Genomic DNA, 19,597 nt, shown 5'->3' with positions numbered 1-19,597 from the left:
GGCCGTGCAGGCAACACACATCACTGAGCACCCCGACAAAGGTCGACCCACACATCCCCTAGTGCTGACATCGGAACGCTGGCAGACTGCCAATCCTTTTACGCTGTTCGTTTTGAGGCTGTATGCCAACGTTTTCTCAACGCCAAGTCTTGCTGGTCATCAGTTGGGTCATCATCTTTGGTGGTTTGCTGTTGGTGCTTCCCCTGCGGCTGCTGCCAAGCCTGCTGGCCGGGTTGTTGGTGTTCGAGCTGGTCAACATGCTGACCCCGCAGTTGCAGAGGCTGATCGAAGGTCGGCGTGCGCGCTGGCTGGCGGTGGCATTGCTCGGGACACTGGTGGTCAGTGCGCTGGCGTTGATCTTTGCCGGCGCCATCAGCTTCCTGTTGCATGAAGCGGAAAACCCTGGCGCCTCCCTCGACAAATTCATGGGTGTGGTCGATCGGGCTCGCGGTCAACTGCCGCCGTTCATCGATGCCTATCTGCCTGCCAGCGCTGCCGAATTCCGGGTGGCCATCGGCGAGTGGATGAGCAAGCACCTGAGCGATTTGCAACTGGTGGGCAAGGACGCGGCGCACATGTTCGTGACGTTGCTGATCGGCATGGTACTGGGCGCGATCATCGCCCTGCAGCGCGTGCCAGACCTGACCAAACGCAAACCGCTGGCGGCAGCGCTGTTTGATCGCCTGCACCTGCTGGTCCAGGCCTTCCGCAATATCGTGTTCGCGCAGATCAAGATATCCCTGCTCAACACCTTCTTTACCGGGATATTCCTCGCGGTGGTGCTGCCAATGTTCGGTATCCAGCTGCCGTTGACCAAGACCCTGATCGTCTTGACCTTCCTGCTGGGCTTACTGCCGGTGATCGGAAACCTGATGTCCAATACCCTGATCACCATCGTCGGTTTGTCGTTGTCGATCTGGGTCGCAATGGCGGCGCTGGGATATCTGATTGTTATCCACAAGCTCGAATACTTCCTGAACGCGCGCATCGTCGGCGGGCAGATCAGTGCCAAATCCTGGGAGTTGCTGCTGGCAATGCTGGTGTTCGAGGCCGCATTCGGCCTGCCGGGGGTGGTGGCGGGGCCGATTTATTATGCGTATCTGAAGAGTGAGTTGAAGCAGGTGGGGATGGTTTGATCGGGTAGGTGTTTATTGCCTGATCTACCGCCATCGCGAGCAGGCTCACTCCTACAGGGAGCGCTGATTGACCTGTAGGAGTGAGCCTGCTCGCGATGGGGTGCGCAGCGGTCCCTGTGATCAGTCCATGGAGCCGTAACGCTTGCTGGCCTCAATCGCCAACCCGCTACCAATACTGCCAAAAATATTCCCTTCGACATGCCGCGCATTCGGCAGCATGTCCGCCACGCTGTTGCGCAGCGCCGGAATTACACTCGAACCGCCGGTGAAGAACACCGTGTCCACCTGGTCAACCCGCACATTGGCGTCGTTGAGCATCTGGGTCACGCTGTTGCGCACCCGTTCCAATAGCGCATCAATGGCCGATTCGAACAGCGCCCGGGTCAGTTCCACACTGAGGCCAGGTTCGATGCGGTCCAGTGGCACATGGCGGCGATCGGCATGGGTCAGCTGGATTTTGCTTTCTTCCACTTCCATGGCCAGCCAGTGTCCGGCGCGCTGGTCGATCAGCTTGAACAGGCGATCGATGCCGCCGGTATCCTCGATGTCGTAGCGCATGCTGCCCAAGGCCAGGGTCGATTTTTGCGAGTACACCGAGTTGATGGTGTGCCAGGTCGCCAGGTTCATGTGGTGGCTGGTTGGCATGTAGGCGCCACTCTTCATCCGGCTGCCATAGCCGAACAGCGGCATCAGGCCTTGCAGGCTGAGCTGCTTGTCGAAATCGGTACCGCCGATGTGCACACCGCCGGTCGCCAGGATATCTTCGTGGCGATTGTTCTGCTGACGACGCTCGGGTGACAGGCGCACCAGCGAGAAGTCCGAAGTACCACCGCCGATGTCGACGATCAGTACCAGCTCTTCCTTTTCGATGGTCGACTCATAGTCGAACGCTGCGGCGATCGGTTCGTACTGGAACGACACATCCTTGAAGCCGATGGCACGAGCGACGTCGACCAGGGTGTTTTCAGCTTCCTGGTCGGCCATTTCATCGTCATCGACGAAGAACACCGGACGGCCCAGCACCACTTCGTCGAACTCCCGGCCGGCAGCAGTCTCGGCGCGTTTCTTCAGCTGGCCGATAAACAGGCCGAGCAGGTCCTTGAACGGCATCGCGGTGCCGAGGACGCTGGTGTCGTGCTTGATCAGCTTGGAGCCCAGCAGGCTCTTGAGCGAGCGCATCAGGCGGCCTTCGTAGCCTTCCAGGTACTCGTGCAATGCCAGCCGACCGTACACCGGGCGGCGTTCTTCCATGTTGAAGAAGACCACCGACGGCAGGGTGATCTTGTCGTCCTCCAGCGCGATCAGCGTTTCCATGCCGGGCCGTAGCCAGCCGACGGTGGAGTTGGACGTGCCGAAGTCGATACCACAGGCACGAGCTGGAGATGCGTTTTTCATGTCTTTCGAGTTCCGGTTAAAAAACGGCCGCGCAGTGTATGCCACTGCGGCACAGATTCGAAGGCCGACTATCTGCTAAATCGAAGCGAATAGCGCCTTGAAAGACTATCCTTCGCCCCAAACTTGTCTGCATCGAGCCTGGCAGCGCATGCTGCAGGTGGCACAGCGAATTTGATAACGGATGGTGATCCTTAGATGGACTTCAAAGACTATTACAAGATTCTCGGTGTGGAGCCGACAGCGGACGACAAGGCCATCAAGGCGGCCTATCGCAAGCTGGCGCGCAAATACCACCCCGACGTCAGTAAGGAAAAGGACGCTGAGGCCAAGTTCAAGGACGCCTCGGAAGCCTATGAGGCGCTGAAAAACGCCGACAAACGCGCCGAATATGACGACTTGCGCAAATATGGCCAGCACGGCCAGCCGTTCCAGGGCCCGCCAGGTTGGCAGGGTCGCGGTGGCGGCGGCTTTGGTGGTGGTCAGGACTCGGGCGATTTTTCGGACTTCTTCAGTTCGATCTTCGGCAACCGGGGTCCTGGTTTTGGTGGTGCACAGCCGGGCCGCAGCGCCGGCCGGCGAGGGCAAGACGTGGAAATGGAATTACCGGTTTTTCTGGAAGAAACCCTCTCGAACGAATCGAAGAAGGTCAGCTTCCAGGTGCCGCAGTACAACGCTGCCGGCCAGCACGTCAGCAACACCAGCAAAAGCCTGAACGTGAAGATCCCTGCGGGCGTAACCGACGGCGAGCGCATCCGGCTCAAGGGCCAGGGCGCTCCAGGTGTGGGTGGTGGCGCCAATGGCGACCTGTACCTGATCATCCGGTTCGCGCCGCACCCGAAATATGACGTGGAAGGCGAGAACCTGATCATCACGCTGCCTCTGGCACCGTGGGAGCTGGCGTTGGGTACCGAAGTTGCGGTGCCGACCCTCACCGGCAAGATCAACCTCAAGGTCCCGGCAGGCAGCCAGAACGGCCAGCGCATGCGCGCCAAGGGCCATGGCTTGCTGAACAAGGCAGGCGATCGCGGGTATCTGTTTATCCAGCTCAAGGCCGTGATGCCCAAGACCGCAACCGATGAGGTCAAGGCGCTTTGGCAGGAACTGGCAGAGAAAGCTGCGTTCAACCCCAGAGAGAACTTCTGATTTAAAAGACGGAGTAGCCCAGCATGAGCAACCCCCTGATCGTTCACCTGGACCTGGCCGAATTCTGCGAGGCGACCGATCTGTCGGACGTCTACGTGATCGAGATCGTCGAGCACGGCATCCTCGAACCTCAGGGCTCGGTGCCGAAGGATTGGCGGTTCAACGACTATGAACTGGCCCTGGCCAAACGCGCCGCCAAGCTGCGGCGCGATCTGGAGCTGGAATGGGAGGGGGTGGCGTTGGCGTTGGATCTGTTGGAGGAGGTTCAGCAGCTTCGGGCGGAGAATCGGATGTTGAAGCAAAGGTTGGGGCGGTTGGTGGTGGAGTAGGAGCTGCCGAGCGCAACGAGGCTGCGATCTTTTGATCTTGTTTGTGAAAAAACAACGTCAAAAGATCGCAGCCTCGTTGCACTCGGCAGCTCCTACGGGGTGCCAGTGCGGCGGAACTATCTGATTTTCCGGGGAAGAACTACGGTAAACAGCGTGCCGTCAGCCTCGCTGGAACTGACCTCGATCGTTCCACCATGAGCGCTTACCACTTCCTTGACTATAAACAACCCCAGGCCAAGGCTGGTGGACGGTTCGCCCAACTCCTCATCAGCACTACGTACCAACGGGTCGAAGATCGTGCCAATGGCGTCTTCAGGAATCGGTTTGCCGTAGTTGTGCACCGTCAGGCGAACCGCAGCAGGTTCACCCGTGAGCGTGATCGTCACGTCCCGCTTGTTCAGGCCATGTTGCAACGCATTGCCAATCAAGTTCTGCAATAGTTGACCAATCCGCCCGGCATCCCAGTCGCCTTGAGTAATCCCCGAGATCAGCAGTTTCGGATCACATTCCGGATTCCCTGCGCAGGCTTCGGCGATTGCCATGCGGGCAGCGTCAGCCAGGTCCATGGGCGCCGGCTCAATCGGCAGGCTCTTGCCCAGGCGGCTGCGCACCAGTTCCAGCAAGTCGCTGACCATCACCGCCATGTGCCGGGCGCCACGCTTGATGTTGTTGGCACAGGCCAGCGCGTCGCCATCGAGCGTTACCTTGCGCATCAACAACTCGGTGGACATGCTCACCGCCTGCAATGGAGCGCGCAGGTCATGGCCAAGGATTGCCAGGAAGATATCCCGCGAGCGATTGACCTGTTCGGCATAGGCGGCCGTGGACTCTGCCAAGGCCTCGTCGATGGCTTCGTTGAAGCGGATCATGTCCTGGAAATACGCCAGGTCCGGTGAATCCAGGCTCTCGACCCACAGGCGAATCACGCAGGCGCGCAGGTGACGGAACTCGCTGGTCATCTGCACCAGGTCGAAGCCCACGGTGTGCCGCAGTTCGCCATGACTGGCCCCGGCTTCATCCAGGCTCGGAGTCTTCTCGGGACCCTCGCCCTTGGCCTTGGCCATCTGCTCGCTGGCGCTTTGGGCGGTGGTCATGTCGCGCGCTGCAGCCAGCAGAATGACCTTGGCGTGATCACGCAACGCCACGCTGTCCATGTGCTCGGCGGCGGGGGTGATGGTGCTGGCGAACTGCTCCCACTCATCGACGATTCGGTCTACGTGGTGCCTGATGAATTCGGGTAGGCGCATGGCCGAGAACCTTGGTGGGTAGAAAATTCGGCTAATTGTGGCGCATACGGACGGTTTTGTCGTTCTTCCCTGCAAGCACGAATGACGGAGTTTGCCTCTGGTAAAGACAAAGGTGGTAAATAGTTATTTTTTCCAACGATTATTGTAATGATTAAACCGGTTATCAGGTCGAGATGCGCCCAATTTTAATTGTTTTATTTTGCTCTGCAATGACTAAAATAATTGTTCTATTTAACTGCATACGGATCGTGCAAAATGTCTAGCTCTTCACAAATAGATGTTGCTGGTGATGTCCCCGAAAGCAACGATAAAGGTATTCATTTCGAGTTAATAAAAAACCTCATCCCTGGATGTCTTGTTGCTGCTTCGCCGTCGCGGCGTAAAGTGCTCAAGGACACCAGGCCCGACCTGCCAGATTGGTATGAAAAATGTTCGGCAGAGGAACAGGCGCAGTTAAAGGCTTTGTTGGAGGCCGACTGTCATGCGCAAAACCAGTGGGACAAAGTCCTCAACGATGTGCAGAGCATCACCACCTACGCCAAGCCCCTTTTAACCGCCGCCTTGGCCGAAGCCGGCGTCGTGTTGGATGTCGAAAACACCTGGTTGCGCCTGTATTATCCGGTGGAATACAAGTTTTTCGGCCTCCCGGTAGGTATCAACACAAGTGGCTTTCGCAGCAGAACGTTTTCTTTGCTACAGGCGGCCTTGCATAATTTTGAAGCCTTCGAAGCCGAGCCGGATTACTTTGATGGCGAATCGTTATTTATAACTGAGCCTGATGTCCGGGGGCATTTCGATGTCATTCGGCCGGCACTTCTGAGCGTTCACCAATTCGTCGCCATCTGTCGAAAGCTGGATATAGGTGGACAATATGAAAAGCATATTAAAGATGCCCTCTATGGACCTGGGGGGAAGTTTGAGCCTTTTCGTCAACCCTTCATCGATTGCAAAAAGGCAGCAATCAAGGCCGCCACTTATGCCGCCCTGCTAAAAAAAGATATCGAACGCAAGCATTACGATCTGCTGGTTGAGTTGATCAATGATAACCCCGTCGTCAAGGATGAAGATATACGGCGGCTGATAAGTTATAGCCCGCTCCGGCTGATGGGCTACGAAATTGCCGAGTGTGCGCTGTTCTTCCCGACGCACCAGAATCGATACGACGGTGGTTATGTCATTGTTTACATTCCGGATGATCCCGAACACCCGATAAAAAAATATGGGTCATTTGCCGAGTTCGAAGAGGAGCTCACTCATAAACTGATGCACCGCCCCCAAGGCAGCAGGATCGACAGTGGCAAAGATGCGCTCACCGATTACCAGCGGTTTTTCAGCCGCTTCGTGTCGGAACAGGATCGGGGTCGGTTTTTTCTTCGTTTCTCCGAGAAAGTCAAAGACTTCCCGCCGGGCGCTTATTGGGCCAATGAGTTACGAGCTCACCTGAAGTACCTTGAGCCGGCTTCACGATTGGTCGGTCCCCTGGTTGACCGGCACTGGCGGCGCGATCCACTGGAAAATATCGACCTGCATATGCAGATCTCGCTTAATAGTCAGTGGCGAGGCATGTCCGGGATCTGGATCGAGATGTACCGGCAGAACCGCCGACACATACTCGAGAACGCCCAGGTACTGGCAGTGTCCACAGTGGCCGAGGATAACCTCACCCGCGAACGCAGGCTCTCCAACTACCTGAACATCGGCATGTTCATTGTTGGCATTGCCGCGTTTTTTGTCCCGCCAGCGGGGGCCGCAATGCTGCTGATTACCGCAAACCAGTTGTTGTTCGAGACGATCGAAGGCATTCGAGAGATAAGCCGGGGAGACAAAGAAGCGGGCTGGGCGCACATCACCGACGTGGTGGAGAACCTGGCGACCATGGCGGAGTTGGCTCCGATCTTCCATTACGCAGTTTCACCCTTTATCGAAGGGCTCAAAGCCGTCACGCTCCCCAGTGGCAAGGTGCGTTTGTGGAAGCCGGATCTTAGACCCTATCAGTTGGACATCGAATTGCCGGAAGGCTCCCGGCCCAATGAGCGAGGCTTGCATCGCCACGATGGCCGCAATGTTCTGCCGCTGGACGGCGATCACTATGCAGTGCAGGAGGTAGCGGGCACAGGCAGATACCGGGTACAACATCCCACTCGCCCGGATGCCTATGCTCCCGAATTGAACACCAATGGTTCCGGAGCCTGGAATCATGAGGCAGAGCATCCCCAGGGGTGGGATCAGAAGACCGTTTTACGTCGCCTCGGGCATTCGGTTGATGCGTTCAGCGATACCGAACTTGAGCACATTCGTATCGTCAGTGACACGGATGAAGATCTGCTACGCAGAATGCATGTCGACAGTGAGCCGATGCCGGAGCTGTTGGCCGACACCATCAAACGGTTTAACGACCATGCCGATGCCAAAAGTCTCCCTCGGCAAATTTCAGAGGGAAAGCTCAGGGGCGATCTTTGCGACTACGCGGCCTCCCTGATGGCGGAATTGCCTGGATGGCCTGGCGATAAGGTCATTGAGGTCATGAGCAAGACTGATTTCGGTTCGGTCTCGGTTGTTTACGGTCCCCCCAAGGTCACCGCGTCCGGCATTATTCAGGTAAACCGCAGCGCACTCATGGCAGGGCAACTACCAAGGCTCGTGATGGAGTCCTTCAACGAGACCCAAGTTAAGAGTCTGCTCGGACAGCATCCCCCGCAGACACTCGAAGCACGTATCGAGGCCTTGCAAGGGAAACTCGCTGATCGGGCGAAAATGGCCGGAATGCGGATATTCGAGAGTTTGTACAGCGATCGCAGCCCGGAAGGAAATCGTAATGTACAACTCGTTAAGCGAAATTTTTCCGGGCTGACAACCCGTTTGGCAACCACATTATTGGCTGACGCTACGCCCGTGGAACTGGCGCAAATGAGCCGCACTGGGCGAGTGCCGTTACGCCTGGGAGAAACGGCCCGTCGATTGCAACAAAAGGTGCGGCTCGCACGCGCCTATGAAGGGCTTTATCTGGAAGGACTGGCGGGCCCGGATACAGAAAGCCTCGTGCTGCACTCTTTGGAGAAGCTGCCGGGGTGGGCTGGCGACCTGTCGATTGAAGTTCGCCAGGGCGTTTTTTCTGGAGAGCTTCGTGCCAGAGTGGGCGCCGCGGATGCCCCGTTGCGTAAAGTGCTGGTTCATACGGAGGACGGCCAATACGAGGCTCGGGACGCAGAAGATAATCACCTGCACGGCAGCGATAATCTGTATGCGGCCCTGCAACATGCGTTACCGGATGAGGCCCGCAGGGCGTTGGGTCTGCCCCATATCGCGCAGGGCACCGAGTTGGGCCAGCGAATCAGGCAACATTTGCTCACTCGGGATCAACTGCGATCAGTCCTGAAGATGCAGTCGATCAGGAAACCATTCTTCAAGCCTCTGTCTGTTCTGCCAGACGGTCGACGCGGCTACCCGCTCAGCGGTCGCGGCCTGGGGTTTTGGGGCAAAACAATTGAGACGCGGATCAAGGCACTGTACCCCGACCTGAGCATTTCCGAACTCAATGACTTCGCCGAGTCCCTGAATGCGCAGGACAGCTCACCCGACCAGCAGTTGCTGCAACTTGAGCGTGAGTACACAAACCTCGATCGCACTTTGAAGGACTGGCTAAAGGCGCCGAACGAGTGGTCTGGCACCAGGGACAGCCCGCAGTTCATCACCGAGTGGAGCGCCAGGATCAAAATTGTCAAAGCGCTCAAGGAAGCCTGGCAAAAGACTGGCCCCAAGGACTACGACGCCTACGGCAATTATCGTGGTCAGAGCATTGACCTGACGGATACCTCGTTGCAATGGCAATTGCGCAGCCTGCCGGAGCTGGAAGCCAAATTTGATCATGTCACCCGGCTGAGGTTGAGTCGTACGGGATTCGGCAATGAGGTGGAGGGATTTCTTGGGCATTTTCGCCAGCTGCGTGCGCTCAATCTATCCGGCAACCAGTTGATCCGCCTGCCCTCAGCGATGCATGACATGCCGCATCTTCTTGAGTTGCATCTGGGCAATAACCGGATTGTGTTGACCGCAGAAGCAGTGGAGAGCATCAAGAACCTGACCCAACTGAAAATCCTCGGGCTGGAAAACAATCCATTGGCATTGCTGCCTGACGTCAGTCGGATGCCTAACCTGTACGTACTGAACCTGTCCAATACAGGTCTTGATACCTGGCCTGGCGGAATTTTTTCCCTGCCCCGCCCGCGCCATTTTGACTTGAGACTCATGGATAACCCCATCGAGCGTATTCCTGTGGTCGCCCCAGGTTCCTTTCGAGCCGAAATCCTCGCGCGGACTTCGATCAGCCGAGAGCCTCAATGGCTCTCCGCCGAGAACCTGCAAGCGTTCAAGACTTACATCGAGTCAGTCGGTCTTGATCCAGACCGAAGATTTCCATCCAGCGTGATATCGGACAGCAGATTCTGGGTCAGCACTTTGCCGGCCGAACAGCGCGCGACACCCGGACAGCGGACATTGAAGCGCGATCTCTGGAGGGCGGTGGCTGATGAGTTCGGCTCCGAGGCGTTCTTCAATGAGATCCGCAAGCTGGAACATTCGGCTGACGCGTCTGATGCATTCAAGTCCGACCTCGGCAGCAAAGTCTGGCGAATGCTCGATGCCATGGCCGGAAACTCGCAATTACGCGAAAAACTTTTCACCATGGCCGGCGCTCCTACCACGTGCGTGGATGCCGGCGCGCAGTTGTTTAACGCCATGGGCGTAGAAGTACTGGTTCAAGAGGCTTATGAACTGATCAGCAAGGATCTGGTAGAGGCTGAACTGGTGACGCTGGCCAGGGGCCGGTCTCGCCTGGATGAACTGGCCAAAATCGCCAGGGGGCGGGTGGCCGAATTGCAGAGCCAGGGCCGCAGGTTTCCTGAATATGATGCTGACGGTGATCCGATCATCCGCCGGGATGAGGAGGGCAACAGCGTCAGGTCCATAGATGAGGTGGAAATTCATTTGGCCTACGCAACGGATCTGGCCGCGCGTCTGGATTTGCCTTGGCAGTCTCGAAACATGATGTTTCGAGAGCCTGATGTCACGCCAATTATGATTGAAGCGGCATTCAATCGGGTGTTGGCGTTGGAGCAAGGAGATTTGCTGCGCGACTCTATCATTGAGCAGGAGTTCTGGACGACCTACATCCGCGGCGCCAACCGAAGTTTGTTCAAGGACTTTCAGCGCCGGGCCGACGCGGCTCTGGACTTGCAGATTGCCGGGAAAATGACGGAAGAGAAGTACGCGGCGGAACTTGTTTTGATTGATGCCGAAGAGAAGAGCCTGCTCAAGCGCCTTACTCAGGAAGCGATGGGGCGGGCCAAGCTGCAGCGGAGATATCCCTCTTAGGGTGATGCATGAATCGAACCCCGGATGTTGTTGAGCGCAGCATCCGGGGGGGGGGTACCCGATCAGAACAGAAAATACCGCTGCGCCATCGGCAACACATCCGCCGGTTCACACCACAGCAAGACTCCGTCAGCCTTGACCTGATAGGTCTGTGGATCGACATCGATGTTCGGCAGGTAATCGTTATGAATCAAATCGGTTTTCTGCACGTCACGGCAACCTTTGACCACGGCGATTTTCTTCTTCAATCCCAAGGCTTCGGGCAGTCCCGCATCGTGCGCCGCCTGGCTGATAAAGGTCAGGCTGGTGGCGTGCAGCGAGCCGCCATAGCTGGCAAACATCGGTCGATAGTGCACTGGTTGCGGCGTCGGGATCGAAGCGTTGGCGTCGCCCATCAGGCTGGCGGCGATGGCGCCGCCTTTCAGAATCAATGTCGGTTTGACCCCGAAAAACGCCGGGCGCCAGAGCACCAGATCGGCCCATTTACCGACTTCAATCGAGCCCACTTCATGGCTGACGCCGTGGGTGATCGCCGGGTTGATGGTGTACTTGGCGATGTAGCGCTTGGTGCGGAAATTGTCGTTGCCTGGACCATCGCCGGGCAGTGGGCCGCGCTGTTTTTTCATCTTGTCGGCAGTCTGCCAGGTGCGCGTGATGACTTCGCCGACACGGCCCATGGCCTGGCTGTCGGAGCTGATCATCGAGAACGCGCCGAGGTCGTGCAGGATGTCTTCGGCGGCGATGGTTTCGCGGCGGATGCGGCTTTCGGCGAAGGCCACATCCTCGGCAATGCTCGGGTCCAGGTGGTGGCAGACCATCAGCATGTCCAGGTGTTCGTCGATGGTGTTGCGGGTAAACGGCCGGGTCGGGTTGGTCGAGCTCGGCAGCACGTTGGCGAAGCCACAGGCCTTGATGATGTCCGGTGCATGACCGCCGCCCGCGCCTTCGGTGTGATAGGTATGGATGGTGCGTCCCTTGAACGCGGCGAGGGTGGTTTCGACAAAACCCGACTCGTTGAGCGTGTCGGTGTGGATCGCCACCTGCACGTCGTATTGGTCGGCGACGTTCAGACAGTTGTCGATGCTCGCCGGGGTGGTGCCCCAGTCCTCGTGGAGCTTGAGGCCGATGGCACCGGCCTTGACCTGTTCGATCAGCGGCTCAGGAAGGCTGGCGTTGCCCTTGCCGGTGAGGCCGATGTTCATCGCGAATGCGTCCGCCGCCTGGAGCATGCGTGCCAGGTGCCACGGGCCGGAGGTGCAGGTGGTGGCATTGGTCCCGGTGGCCGGCCCGGTGCCGCCGCCGATCATGGTGGTGACGCCGCTCATCAGTGCCTCTTCGATCTGCTGTGGGCAGATGAAGTGGATGTGGGTGTCGATGCCGCCGGCCGTGAGGATCATGCCTTCGCCGGCGATCACTTCGGTGCTGGCGCCGATGGCGATGCTCACGTTGGGTTGCACGTCCGGGTTGCCGGCTTTGCCGATACCGGCGATGCGGCCATCCTTGAGGCCGACATCGGCCTTGACGATGCCCCAGTGGTCGATGATCAGTGCGTTGGTGATCACGGTGTCGACAACTTCTGCGGCCAATAACTGGCTTTGGCCCTGGCCGTCGCGGATGACTTTGCCGCCACCGAATTTCACTTCTTCACCGTAGGTGGTGAAGTCTTGTTCCACTTCGATCCATAGCTCGGTGTCGGCGAGGCGGACCTTGTCTCCGACGGTGGGGCCGAACATGTCGGCGTAGGCTTGTCTGGAAATTTTCATGGGCATGCCTTGGGATTCAATTGGATTTGAGACCGCTCGCGTAGCTCGCTATCGCAGCCTCGCTGCGCTCGGCAGCTCCTACGGGGAGTTCACACAAAATCGTGGCGCCGCGAATCCTGTAGGAGCTGTCGAGTGAAACGAGGCTGCGATCTTTTGGGATCACCGCGAAATTCAATCGAGTGCCCCCATGATCCTGCCGGCAAACCCGAACACCCGGCGATGCCCTGCCAGGTCCACCAGCTCGACCTCGCGGCTCTGCCCCGGCTCGAAGCGCACGGCGGTGCCGGCCGGGATGTTCAGGCGCATGCCGCGGCTGGCCGCACGGTCGAAGGTCAGGGCGTCGTTGGTTTCAAAAAAGTGGTAGTGCGAGCCAACCTGGATCGGTCGGTCGCCGCTGTTCGCCACCTTCAGGCTGATCGTGCGGCGGCCTGCGTTAAGTTCGATGTCGCCGGGCTGGATCTGGTATTCACCGGGAATCATCAATGGGCTCCTTGAAGAATCTTGTAGTAGAGGGCCGTCGGTTTGTACTGGCCGCTCGGGTCGCAGGCGTAGTCGGGAATTTGACCGGCGCGCGTATAGCCCAAGGCCTTGTAAAAGTCCTCTGCGGGAGACCCGGCCTCGGTGTCGAGATACAACATGCCGCGCTTGTGCTGCAGCGCTGCGGTTTCCAGGGCCGTCATCAATTGCTGGCCGAGGCCGCGGCGCCGCGCGTGTTCGCGCACCAGCAGTTTCTGCACTTCGGCGCGGTTCAGGCCATTGGCTTTCTGACACAGCGTCAGCTGCACACTGGCTTGCACCTGTTCGTCCTTGACCACCACCCACAACAGCACGTCGCCCTTGTTCAGGTTGTCCTGCACATCGTCGAAGTAGGCGCGTGCCTGCGCAGCGTCGAGGTTCGCCATGAACCCGACACTGGCGCCATAACCCACTGCATCGAGCAGCAGATCAATCAGGCCCTGGCGATAGTGTGCAAAGCTTTCAACATTGACGCGGCGCAGTTGGGCGGCGTTCATCTGGACGTTACTCCTTGCTGGCAAGCGGCGGTTGCGCGCCAGGATTGAGGGTCAGTTGCATGAAAGTCAGGTCCAGCCAGCGACCGAATTTGGTGCCCACCTGGGGCATCTGGCCGGTGGTGACAAATCCAGCGCGCTCATGCAGGCGAATGGAGGCGGCGTTACCGCTTTCGATGGCAGCGACCATGATGTGTTTGTCGCAACCCCTGGCGCGCTCGATCAGCACGCTCATCAACTGCGGGCCGAGGCCGTTGCCGCGCTGGTCGCCGCGCACATAGACGGAGTGTTCGACCGTGTGGCGGAATCCATCGAACGGCCGCCAGTCACCGAATGAAGCGTAGCCCAGTACACAGTCGTCGCCGTCGACAATCACCAGGATCGGATAACCCTGGGACTGGCGCGCGCTGAACCAGGCCTGGCGATTACCCAGGTCAACTGGCTGTTCGTTCCAGATCGCCGTGGTGTTCAAGACGGCGTCGTTGTAGATGTCGCGGATCGCTGGCAGGTCGGCGTGCACGGCATCGCGGATGTGGTAGGTCATGGCGCGGCCTCAGGCGATGGGTTGGTGGACAGTGACCAGTTTGGTGCCGTCGGGAAACGTCGCCTCTACCTGGATTTCCGGGATCATCTCCGGGATGCCTTCCATCACTTGTTCGCGGCTGAGCAGGGTGGTGCCGAAGTGCATCAGCTCGGCCACGGTCCGACCGTCACGCGCGCCTTCGAGCAGCGCTGCGGAGATGTAGGCCATGGCCTCCGGATAGTTGAGTTTCACGCCGCGGGCCAAACGCCGCTCGGCGACCAGGCCGGCGGTGAAGATCAGCAGCTTGTCTTTTTCGCGTGGGGTCAGGTCCATTGTTGGAATCCATCTTGGCAGATAAAAGGTATTCGGAGCTGTAAATACAAAACCCCTGTAGGAGTGAGCCTGCTCGCGATGGCGGTGTGTCAGGCAACTTATGTATGAATGTGCCGACGCCATCGCGAGCAGGCTCACTCCTACAGGGGGATCGCGTTTCAGGTGCTCCATATTCTGGGTGGGACCGCTTCCCTGCCAAGCAATGCTGGCCTGAGCAATCGCCACAAATCAATCATCCAGCCCCGGGCCAGCAGCGCCTCGCTGGCGAGGCAGCGGGCGACCAAAAGCCCCGGTAACTGAGTTAAATCCCCGCGAACGTCATTCGGCAGCGAGCGGCATAGTTCCAGCAACTGACCATCAATATCCCCAGTCACCAGCAACGTCGCAAACACCGGCTGCCCGTCGAGACCAATCGGCGAATCAAGCAGGCCGTCATCCCCGACAATGCGCTGGCGCTCGTGCCAGAGCAACTGGCCGTTGCGGCGGATGTCGAGTCGTGACTGAAAATGCCCGAGGTTAAAACGCTCGCCACTGGCCGGACGGCCCAGCGCCACAACGTCCCAGTAGAACAATCGAGCATCGCCTTCCAGGTCGATGGACGTACTCAGTTCAGCCTGTGCAGCACTGAAAATGATGGTCTCTTGCGGCAACCATTCCAGGGTCGCGCCGGCTGCCACCTTGAAGTCGAGCTTCTGATAAGCGGGGCCGGCAGCGCGATACCATTTGGCCGCGCCTGGGCTGGTGATTTGCGCCCAGGCATCGCGACCCACACTGGCGCTGATGTCCAGCCGATCACCGCCGGCAATCCCGCCGGGCGGATGCACGATGATGTGCTGGCAGACCTCGGGGCCTTCGGCATACAGGTGCTTTTGCACTCGCAGCGGGCCTTGATGGCGGCGCTGAACCGGGCGCGTGCTGGCTCCGAAGCGGGCGTAGCCGAGTTCCAGTTCAGCATGCCAGCTCGGGGTAAACAGGACAGTAGAAGCAGGTAAATTCATGTTTTCTAATTATCGTCAGGACACTGCAGATTAGATCGTTACCAGACCGCGGACACCCTCGGCTTCCATATTTTCGCCGCGACCTTGCTGCACAATTTCGCCCCGGGACATCACCAGGTACTGATCGGCCAGTTCGGCGGCGAAATCATAGAACTGCTCCACCAGCAAAATCGCCATGTCGCCACGGGCCGCAAGTTTCTTGATCACCGCGCCGATCTCCTTGATCACCGACGGCTGGATACCCTCGGTAGGCTCGTCGAGGATCAGCAGCCGTGGACGACTGGCCAGTGCGCGGCCGATGGCGAGTTGCTGTTGCTGCCCGCCAGACAAGTCACCACCGCGGCGTTGCTTCATTTGCAGCAGCACCGGGAACAGTTCGTAGATGAAGGCGGGGACTTCCTTTGCTTCGCTGCCAGGGAAGCGCGACAGGCCCATCAACAGATTCTCCTCGACGGTCAGCCGCCCGAAGATCTCGCGGCCCTGCGGGACGTAGGCGATCCCGGCGTGCACCCGCTGGTGCGGCTTGAACGTGGTGATCGGTTTACCCTCCCAGTTCACTGCGCCTTCCTTGGCCGGCAACAGGCCCATCAGGCATTTGAGCAGGGTGGTCTTGCCTACGCCGTTGCGCCCGAGCAGACAGGTGACCTCCCCGACCTTCACGTCGAACGTAAGGCCACGCAGGATGTGGCTACCGCCGTAGTACTGGTGCAGCTTGTCGACTTGCAGCATTCCAAAGTTCTCCTCAGATCCACTGTGGGAGTGAGCCTGCTCGCGATGGCGGTTTACTCAACGACATCGTTGTCGCCTGACACACTGCAATCGCGAGCAGGCTCACTCCTACAGGGGGTAGGTGTTTGCAGAACTAGCGACCGAGATAAACCTCAATCACCCGCTCATTTTCCTGCACCTGCTCCAGCGACCCTTCGGCCAGCACGCTGCCCTGATGCAACACAGTCACATGGTCGGCAATCGAACCAACAAAGCCCATGTCATGCTCCACCACCATCAGTGAATGCTTGCCGGCCAGGCGCTTGAACAGTTCGGCGGTGAATTCGGTCTCGGCGTCGGTCATGCCGGCTACCGGTTCGTCGAGCAATAGCAGCTGTGGGTCCTGCATCAGCAGCATGCCGATTTCCAGGAACTGCTTCTGCCCGTGGGACAGCAAACCCGCCGGACGATTGACCGAACTGGTCAGGCGAATGGTTTCCAGCACCTCACTGATACGATCCTTCTGTTCGCCGCTGAGGCGCGCGCGCAGGCTGGCCCACACCGACTTGTCGGTCTTTTGTGCCAGCTCGAGATTCTCGAATACGCTGAGCGCCTCGAACACCGTCGGCTTCTGGAATTTGCGACCGATGCCGGCCTGGGCGATCTGCACTTCGCTCATCTGCGTCAGGTCCAGGGTTTCGCCGAACCACGCCTTGCCATGGCTGGGTCGGGTCTTGCCGGTGATCACGTCCATCAGCGTGGTCTTGCCGGCGCCGTTAGGGCCGATGATGCAGCGCAACTCGCCGACGCCGATGTACAGATTCAGATTGTTCAGCGCCTTGAAACCATCGAAGCTGACGCTGATGTCCTCCAGGGTCAGGATGGTACCGTGGCGGGTATCAAGTCCAGGGCTGACGCGCTGGCCGAGGCCGATGGCGTCCCGGCTGCTGCCGGCATCCTTGTTAGGCTCCGGTGGGAAAAACGCTGGTTCGAGCATAAATTCCGCCGTCGGTGTGATTCTCATTGGTCGCCCCTTTTCTTCAACAAGCCGATCACACCCTTGGGCAGGTACAGGGTCACGACAATGAACAGTGCGCCGAGGAAGAACAGCCAGTATTCGGGGAAGGCTACGGTGAACCAGCTCTTCATGCCGTTCACCACGCCTGCGCCCAGTAGCGGCCCGATCAGCGTGCCGCGACCGCCCAGCGCGACCCAGACGGCGGCTTCGATGGAGTTGGTCGGCGACATTTCGCTCGGGTTGATGATGCCGACTTGCGGTACATACAACGCGCCGGCCAGTCCGCACAGCACTGCGCTCAACACCCAGACAAACAGCTTGAAACCGCGGGGGTCGTAACCGCAGAACATCAGGCGGTTTTCCGCATCGCGCAGCGCGGTCAGCACCCGTCCGAATTTGCTTTGCGCCAGACGCCAGCCGATGAACAGGCTCGCCACCAGCAACAGCACCGTGGCGAAAAACAGCACGGCGCGGGTGCCCGGTTCGGTGATGCCGAAGCCGAGAATGGTGCGGAAGTTGGTGAAGCCGTTATTGCCGCCGAATCCGGTTTCGTTGCGGAAGAACAGGAGCATGCCGGCGAAGGTCAGCGCCTGGGTCATGATCGAGAAATACACGCCCTTGATCCGCGAGCGGAAGGCGAAGAAACCAAACACCAACGCCAGTAATCCAGGCGCCAATACCACCAGGCACATCGCCCAGAGAAAGCTGCTGGTCCCGGTCCAGTACCACGGCAACTCGGTCCATGACAGGAACGTCATGAACGCTGGCAGCGCATCGCCCGAAGCCTGGCGCATCAGGTACATGCCCATCGCATAACCGCCGAGGGCGAAGAACAGGCCGTGGCCCAGAGACAGCAAGCCGGCGTAGCCCCAGACCAGGTCCAGCGCCAGGGCGACTATCGCGTAGCAAAGAATCTTGCCCATGAGAGTCAGGGTGTAGGCCGAGACGTGAAAGGCGCTGTCCGGCGACAACAGCGACAGCAAGGGCAACGCCAGTAGCAGGACGAGGATCACTGTTCCGATGGCGATGGTGATTTTCGGCCCGGCCTTTTGGGTGGCCGTGAGCATCAGAGGCTGGTTCATCAGTCGATCACCCGTCCTTTCAGTGCAAAGAGGCCTTGCGGACGTTTCTGGATAAACAGAATGATCAGCGCGAGGATCAGGATCTTGCCGAGTACCGCTCCAATCTGCGGTTCGAGAATCTTGTTGGCGATGCCCAGGCCGAACGCGGCGAGCACGCTGCCCGCCAACTGGCCGACTCCGCCGAGCACCACCACCAGGAACGAATCGATGATGTAGCTCTGGCCGAGGTCTGGGCCGACGTTGCCTATCTGGCTGAGGGCGACTCCACCGAGGCCGGCGATGCCCGAACCGAGCCCGAATGCGAGCATGTCCACCCGGCCTGTAGGCACGCCGCAGCAGGCGGCCATGTTGCGATTCTGGGTGACGGCGCGCACGTTCAGGCCCAGGCGAGTCTTGTTCAGCAGCAGCCAGGTCAGCACCACTACGAACAGCGCGAACGCGATGATGACAATGCGGTTGTACGGCAGCACCAGGTTCGGCAGCACCTGGATCCCGCCGGACAACCAGGCCGGGTTGGCCACTTCGACGTTCTGTGCGCCGAACAGCAGGCGCACCAGTTGAATCAGCATCAGGCTGATGCCCCAGGTGGCGAGCAGGGTTTCCAGTGGGCGCCCATAGAGGTGGCGGATCACCGTACGCTCCAACGCCATGCCAATCGCCGCGGTGACAAAAAACGCTACCGGCAGGGCAATCAGCGGGTAGAACTCGATGGCTTGCGGAGCGAAGCGCTGGAACATCAGTTGCACGACGTAGGTCGAGTACGCGCCGAGCATCAGCATCTCGCCGTGGGCCATGTTGATCACGCCGAGCAGGCCGAAGGTGATCGCCAGGCCCAGGGCCGCGAGCAGCAGAATCGAGCCCAGGGACATGCCGCTGAAAGCCTGGCCGAGGATCTCGCCGATCAACAGTTTGCGTTTGACTTGCGCCAGGCTGGTTTCGGCTGCAGTGCGCACGCCGGCGTCGGCTTCGACGCCCGGCTCCAGAAGACTTTCCAGGCGAGTACGCGCCAGCGGGTCGCCGGTTTCGCCGAGCAGACGCACTGCTGCGAGGCGCACGACGGGATCGGAATCGACCAGTTGCAGATTGGCCAGGGCCAGGCTCAGGGCCGCATGGACGTCTTCATTTTTTTCACCGGCCAGTTGCTGATCGAGATATTTCAGTTGCGCGGGCTTGGCGCTTCTCTGCAGTTGTTGCGCGGCGGCAAGACGCAGTTTGGCGTCGGCGGCGAGCAACTGGTGGCTGGCGAATGCGGTATCGATCAGGCCACGCAGGCGGTTGTTCAGGCGCAGTGTTTTCGGCTGGCCGTCGACAGTCAACTCACCTTTTTGCAAGGCATTGATCAGTTCGACACGCGCCGGGTCGGGCTGCGCGGCCCAGGATTCGAGAAGCTTGGCTTGCTGCACGGGATTGGCGGCGACGAAGTCTTCGGCGTCGCCGGCGAAAGCGGCCATTGGCAACAGCAGTGCGATGGCGAGGATCAAGCGGTAAAGGGCAGTGGGCATAGTGAGTCGCCTTGCGCGGACTGTGTGGGAGCTGGCTTGC

General features: G+C 59.2%; 16 protein-coding genes. 4 read left to right on the top strand and 12 right to left on the bottom strand.

Annotated features, from left to right (window positions below; all coding sequences use genetic code 11):
* The first annotated feature begins 122 nt into the window (after positions 1-122).
* On the top strand, positions 123-1,136 hold the full coding sequence (locus ACYZTK_RS12530) for an AI-2E family transporter (protein ID WP_462014718.1): 1,014 nt from the start codon (positions 123-125) through the stop codon (positions 1,134-1,136).
* A 120-nt stretch (positions 1,137-1,256) separates the two neighbouring features.
* On the opposite strand, the gene ACYZTK_RS12525 is transcribed toward ACYZTK_RS12530, so the two are convergent.
* Positions 1,257-2,531: an Hsp70 family protein gene (locus tag ACYZTK_RS12525; protein ID WP_462014717.1), complete on the bottom strand. Its 1,275-nt coding sequence runs from the start codon at positions 2,529-2,531 to the stop codon at positions 1,257-1,259.
* Between the two features lie 195 nt (positions 2,532-2,726).
* Between ACYZTK_RS12525 and ACYZTK_RS12520 the strand changes: the two genes are divergently transcribed.
* Together ACYZTK_RS12520 and ACYZTK_RS12515 are read left to right on the top strand one after the other, a co-directional pair.
* Positions 2,727-3,674, top strand: a complete 948-nt coding sequence (locus tag ACYZTK_RS12520) for a DnaJ C-terminal domain-containing protein (protein ID WP_462014716.1) — start codon at positions 2,727-2,729, stop codon at positions 3,672-3,674.
* 23 nt (positions 3,675-3,697) lie between these two features.
* On the top strand, positions 3,698-4,003 hold the full coding sequence (locus ACYZTK_RS12515; protein ID WP_462014715.1) for a chaperone modulator CbpM: 306 nt from the start codon (positions 3,698-3,700) through the stop codon (positions 4,001-4,003).
* Positions 4,004-4,119: 116 nt separating this feature from the next.
* Here ACYZTK_RS12515 and ACYZTK_RS12510 read toward each other — a convergent pair whose 3' ends face one another.
* Positions 4,120-5,250 (bottom strand): sensor histidine kinase, encoded by a 1,131-nt coding sequence (locus tag ACYZTK_RS12510; protein ID WP_462014714.1) that lies wholly within the window; start codon positions 5,248-5,250, stop codon positions 4,120-4,122.
* 255 nt (positions 5,251-5,505) lie between these two features.
* Between ACYZTK_RS12510 and ACYZTK_RS12505 the strand changes: the two genes are divergently transcribed.
* Positions 5,506-10,620 carry an NEL-type E3 ubiquitin ligase domain-containing protein gene (locus tag ACYZTK_RS12505; protein ID WP_462014713.1) on the top strand — a complete coding sequence of 1,705 codons (5,115 nt, stop codon included), beginning with the start codon at positions 5,506-5,508 and terminating at the stop codon, positions 10,618-10,620.
* A gap of 62 nt (positions 10,621-10,682) precedes the next feature.
* Here the strand turns inward: ACYZTK_RS12505 and ureC are convergent, their stop codons facing one another.
* The 10 genes from ureC to urtB all read right to left on the bottom strand — a co-directional run bounded on the left by ureC (position 10,683) and on the right by urtB (position 19,557).
* Positions 10,683-12,383, bottom strand: a complete 1,701-nt coding sequence (gene ureC, locus ACYZTK_RS12500) for an urease subunit alpha (RefSeq protein WP_462014712.1) — start codon at positions 12,381-12,383, stop codon at positions 10,683-10,685.
* Positions 12,384-12,554: 171 nt separating this feature from the next.
* Positions 12,555-12,863: an urease subunit beta gene (locus ACYZTK_RS12495; protein WP_462014711.1), complete on the bottom strand. Its 309-nt coding sequence runs from the start codon at positions 12,861-12,863 to the stop codon at positions 12,555-12,557.
* Positions 12,863-13,396 carry a GNAT family N-acetyltransferase gene (locus ACYZTK_RS12490; protein ID WP_462014710.1) on the bottom strand — a complete coding sequence of 178 codons (534 nt, stop codon included), beginning with the start codon at positions 13,394-13,396 and terminating at the stop codon, positions 12,863-12,865. The genes ACYZTK_RS12495 and ACYZTK_RS12490 overlap by 1 nt, the downstream gene beginning before the upstream one ends.
* A gap of 7 nt (positions 13,397-13,403) precedes the next feature.
* Positions 13,404-13,937 carry a GNAT family N-acetyltransferase gene (locus tag ACYZTK_RS12485; RefSeq protein WP_462014709.1) on the bottom strand — a complete coding sequence of 178 codons (534 nt, stop codon included), beginning with the start codon at positions 13,935-13,937 and terminating at the stop codon, positions 13,404-13,406.
* 9 nt (positions 13,938-13,946) lie between these two features.
* A complete protein-coding gene (ureA, locus tag ACYZTK_RS12480; RefSeq protein WP_033055605.1) occupies positions 13,947-14,249 on the bottom strand; it encodes an urease subunit gamma in 303 nt (100 codons plus the stop codon).
* A 158-nt stretch (positions 14,250-14,407) separates the two neighbouring features.
* A complete protein-coding gene (locus tag ACYZTK_RS12475; protein ID WP_462014708.1) occupies positions 14,408-15,247 on the bottom strand; it encodes an urease accessory protein UreD in 840 nt (279 codons plus the stop codon).
* Between the two features lie 30 nt (positions 15,248-15,277).
* Positions 15,278-15,976, bottom strand: coding sequence for an urea ABC transporter ATP-binding subunit UrtE (gene urtE / locus ACYZTK_RS12470; protein WP_008031204.1), 699 nt, complete (start codon positions 15,974-15,976; stop codon positions 15,278-15,280).
* 133 nt (positions 15,977-16,109) lie between these two features.
* Positions 16,110-16,979 carry an urea ABC transporter ATP-binding protein UrtD gene (urtD, locus tag ACYZTK_RS12465; protein WP_462014707.1) on the bottom strand — a complete coding sequence of 290 codons (870 nt, stop codon included), beginning with the start codon at positions 16,977-16,979 and terminating at the stop codon, positions 16,110-16,112.
* The gene (gene urtC, locus ACYZTK_RS12460) at positions 16,976-18,055 is read right to left on the bottom strand and encodes an urea ABC transporter permease subunit UrtC (RefSeq protein WP_462014706.1); all 1,080 of its coding nucleotides are present in this window, start codon (positions 18,053-18,055) and stop codon (positions 16,976-16,978) included. Before urtC ends, urtD begins: the two co-directional genes overlap by 4 nt.
* Entirely contained in the window at positions 18,055-19,557 is a 1,503-nt protein-coding gene (urtB, locus tag ACYZTK_RS12455) for an urea ABC transporter permease subunit UrtB (RefSeq protein ID WP_462014705.1), read from the bottom strand. The genes urtC and urtB overlap by 1 nt, the downstream gene beginning before the upstream one ends.
* Positions 19,558-19,597 lie beyond the last annotated feature (40 nt).

It is taken from the genome of Pseudomonas sp. LB3P31, from assembly GCF_054897945.1.
This window is presented reverse-complemented; position numbering and strand designations above follow the sequence as displayed.

What these genes read in the sequence shown, in the direction of transcription:
- urtD (WP_462014707.1), bottom strand. Translation starts at nt 16,979, where the DNA reads ATGAGAATCACACCGACGGCGGAATTTATGCTCGAACCAGCGTTTTTC.
- urtB (WP_462014705.1), bottom strand. Translation starts at nt 19,557, where the DNA reads ATGCCCACTGCCCTTTACCGCTTGATCCTCGCCATCGCACTGCTGTTG.
- ureC (WP_462014712.1), bottom strand. Translation starts at nt 12,383, where the DNA reads ATGAAAATTTCCAGACAAGCCTACGCCGACATGTTCGGCCCCACCGTC.
- ACYZTK_RS12485 (WP_462014709.1), bottom strand. Translation starts at nt 13,937, where the DNA reads ATGACCTACCACATCCGCGATGCCGTGCACGCCGACCTGCCAGCGATC.
- urtE (WP_008031204.1), bottom strand. Translation starts at nt 15,976, where the DNA reads ATGCTGCAAGTCGACAAGCTGCACCAGTACTACGGCGGTAGCCACATC.
- ACYZTK_RS12475 (WP_462014708.1), bottom strand. Translation starts at nt 15,247, where the DNA reads ATGAATTTACCTGCTTCTACTGTCCTGTTTACCCCGAGCTGGCATGCT.
- ACYZTK_RS12495 (WP_462014711.1), bottom strand. Translation starts at nt 12,863, where the DNA reads ATGATTCCCGGTGAATACCAGATCCAGCCCGGCGACATCGAACTTAAC.
- ACYZTK_RS12515 (WP_462014715.1), top strand. Translation starts at nt 3,698, where the DNA reads ATGAGCAACCCCCTGATCGTTCACCTGGACCTGGCCGAATTCTGCGAG.
- ACYZTK_RS12505 (WP_462014713.1), top strand. Translation starts at nt 5,506, where the DNA reads ATGTCTAGCTCTTCACAAATAGATGTTGCTGGTGATGTCCCCGAAAGC.
- urtC (WP_462014706.1), bottom strand. Translation starts at nt 18,055, where the DNA reads ATGAACCAGCCTCTGATGCTCACGGCCACCCAAAAGGCCGGGCCGAAA.
- ACYZTK_RS12490 (WP_462014710.1), bottom strand. Translation starts at nt 13,396, where the DNA reads ATGAACGCCGCCCAACTGCGCCGCGTCAATGTTGAAAGCTTTGCACAC.
- ACYZTK_RS12525 (WP_462014717.1), bottom strand. Translation starts at nt 2,531, where the DNA reads ATGAAAAACGCATCTCCAGCTCGTGCCTGTGGTATCGACTTCGGCACG.
- ACYZTK_RS12510 (WP_462014714.1), bottom strand. Translation starts at nt 5,250, where the DNA reads ATGCGCCTACCCGAATTCATCAGGCACCACGTAGACCGAATCGTCGAT.
- ACYZTK_RS12530 (WP_462014718.1), top strand. Translation starts at nt 123, where the DNA reads ATGCCAACGTTTTCTCAACGCCAAGTCTTGCTGGTCATCAGTTGGGTC.
- ACYZTK_RS12520 (WP_462014716.1), top strand. Translation starts at nt 2,727, where the DNA reads ATGGACTTCAAAGACTATTACAAGATTCTCGGTGTGGAGCCGACAGCG.
- ureA (WP_033055605.1), bottom strand. Translation starts at nt 14,249, where the DNA reads ATGGACCTGACCCCACGCGAAAAAGACAAGCTGCTGATCTTCACCGCC.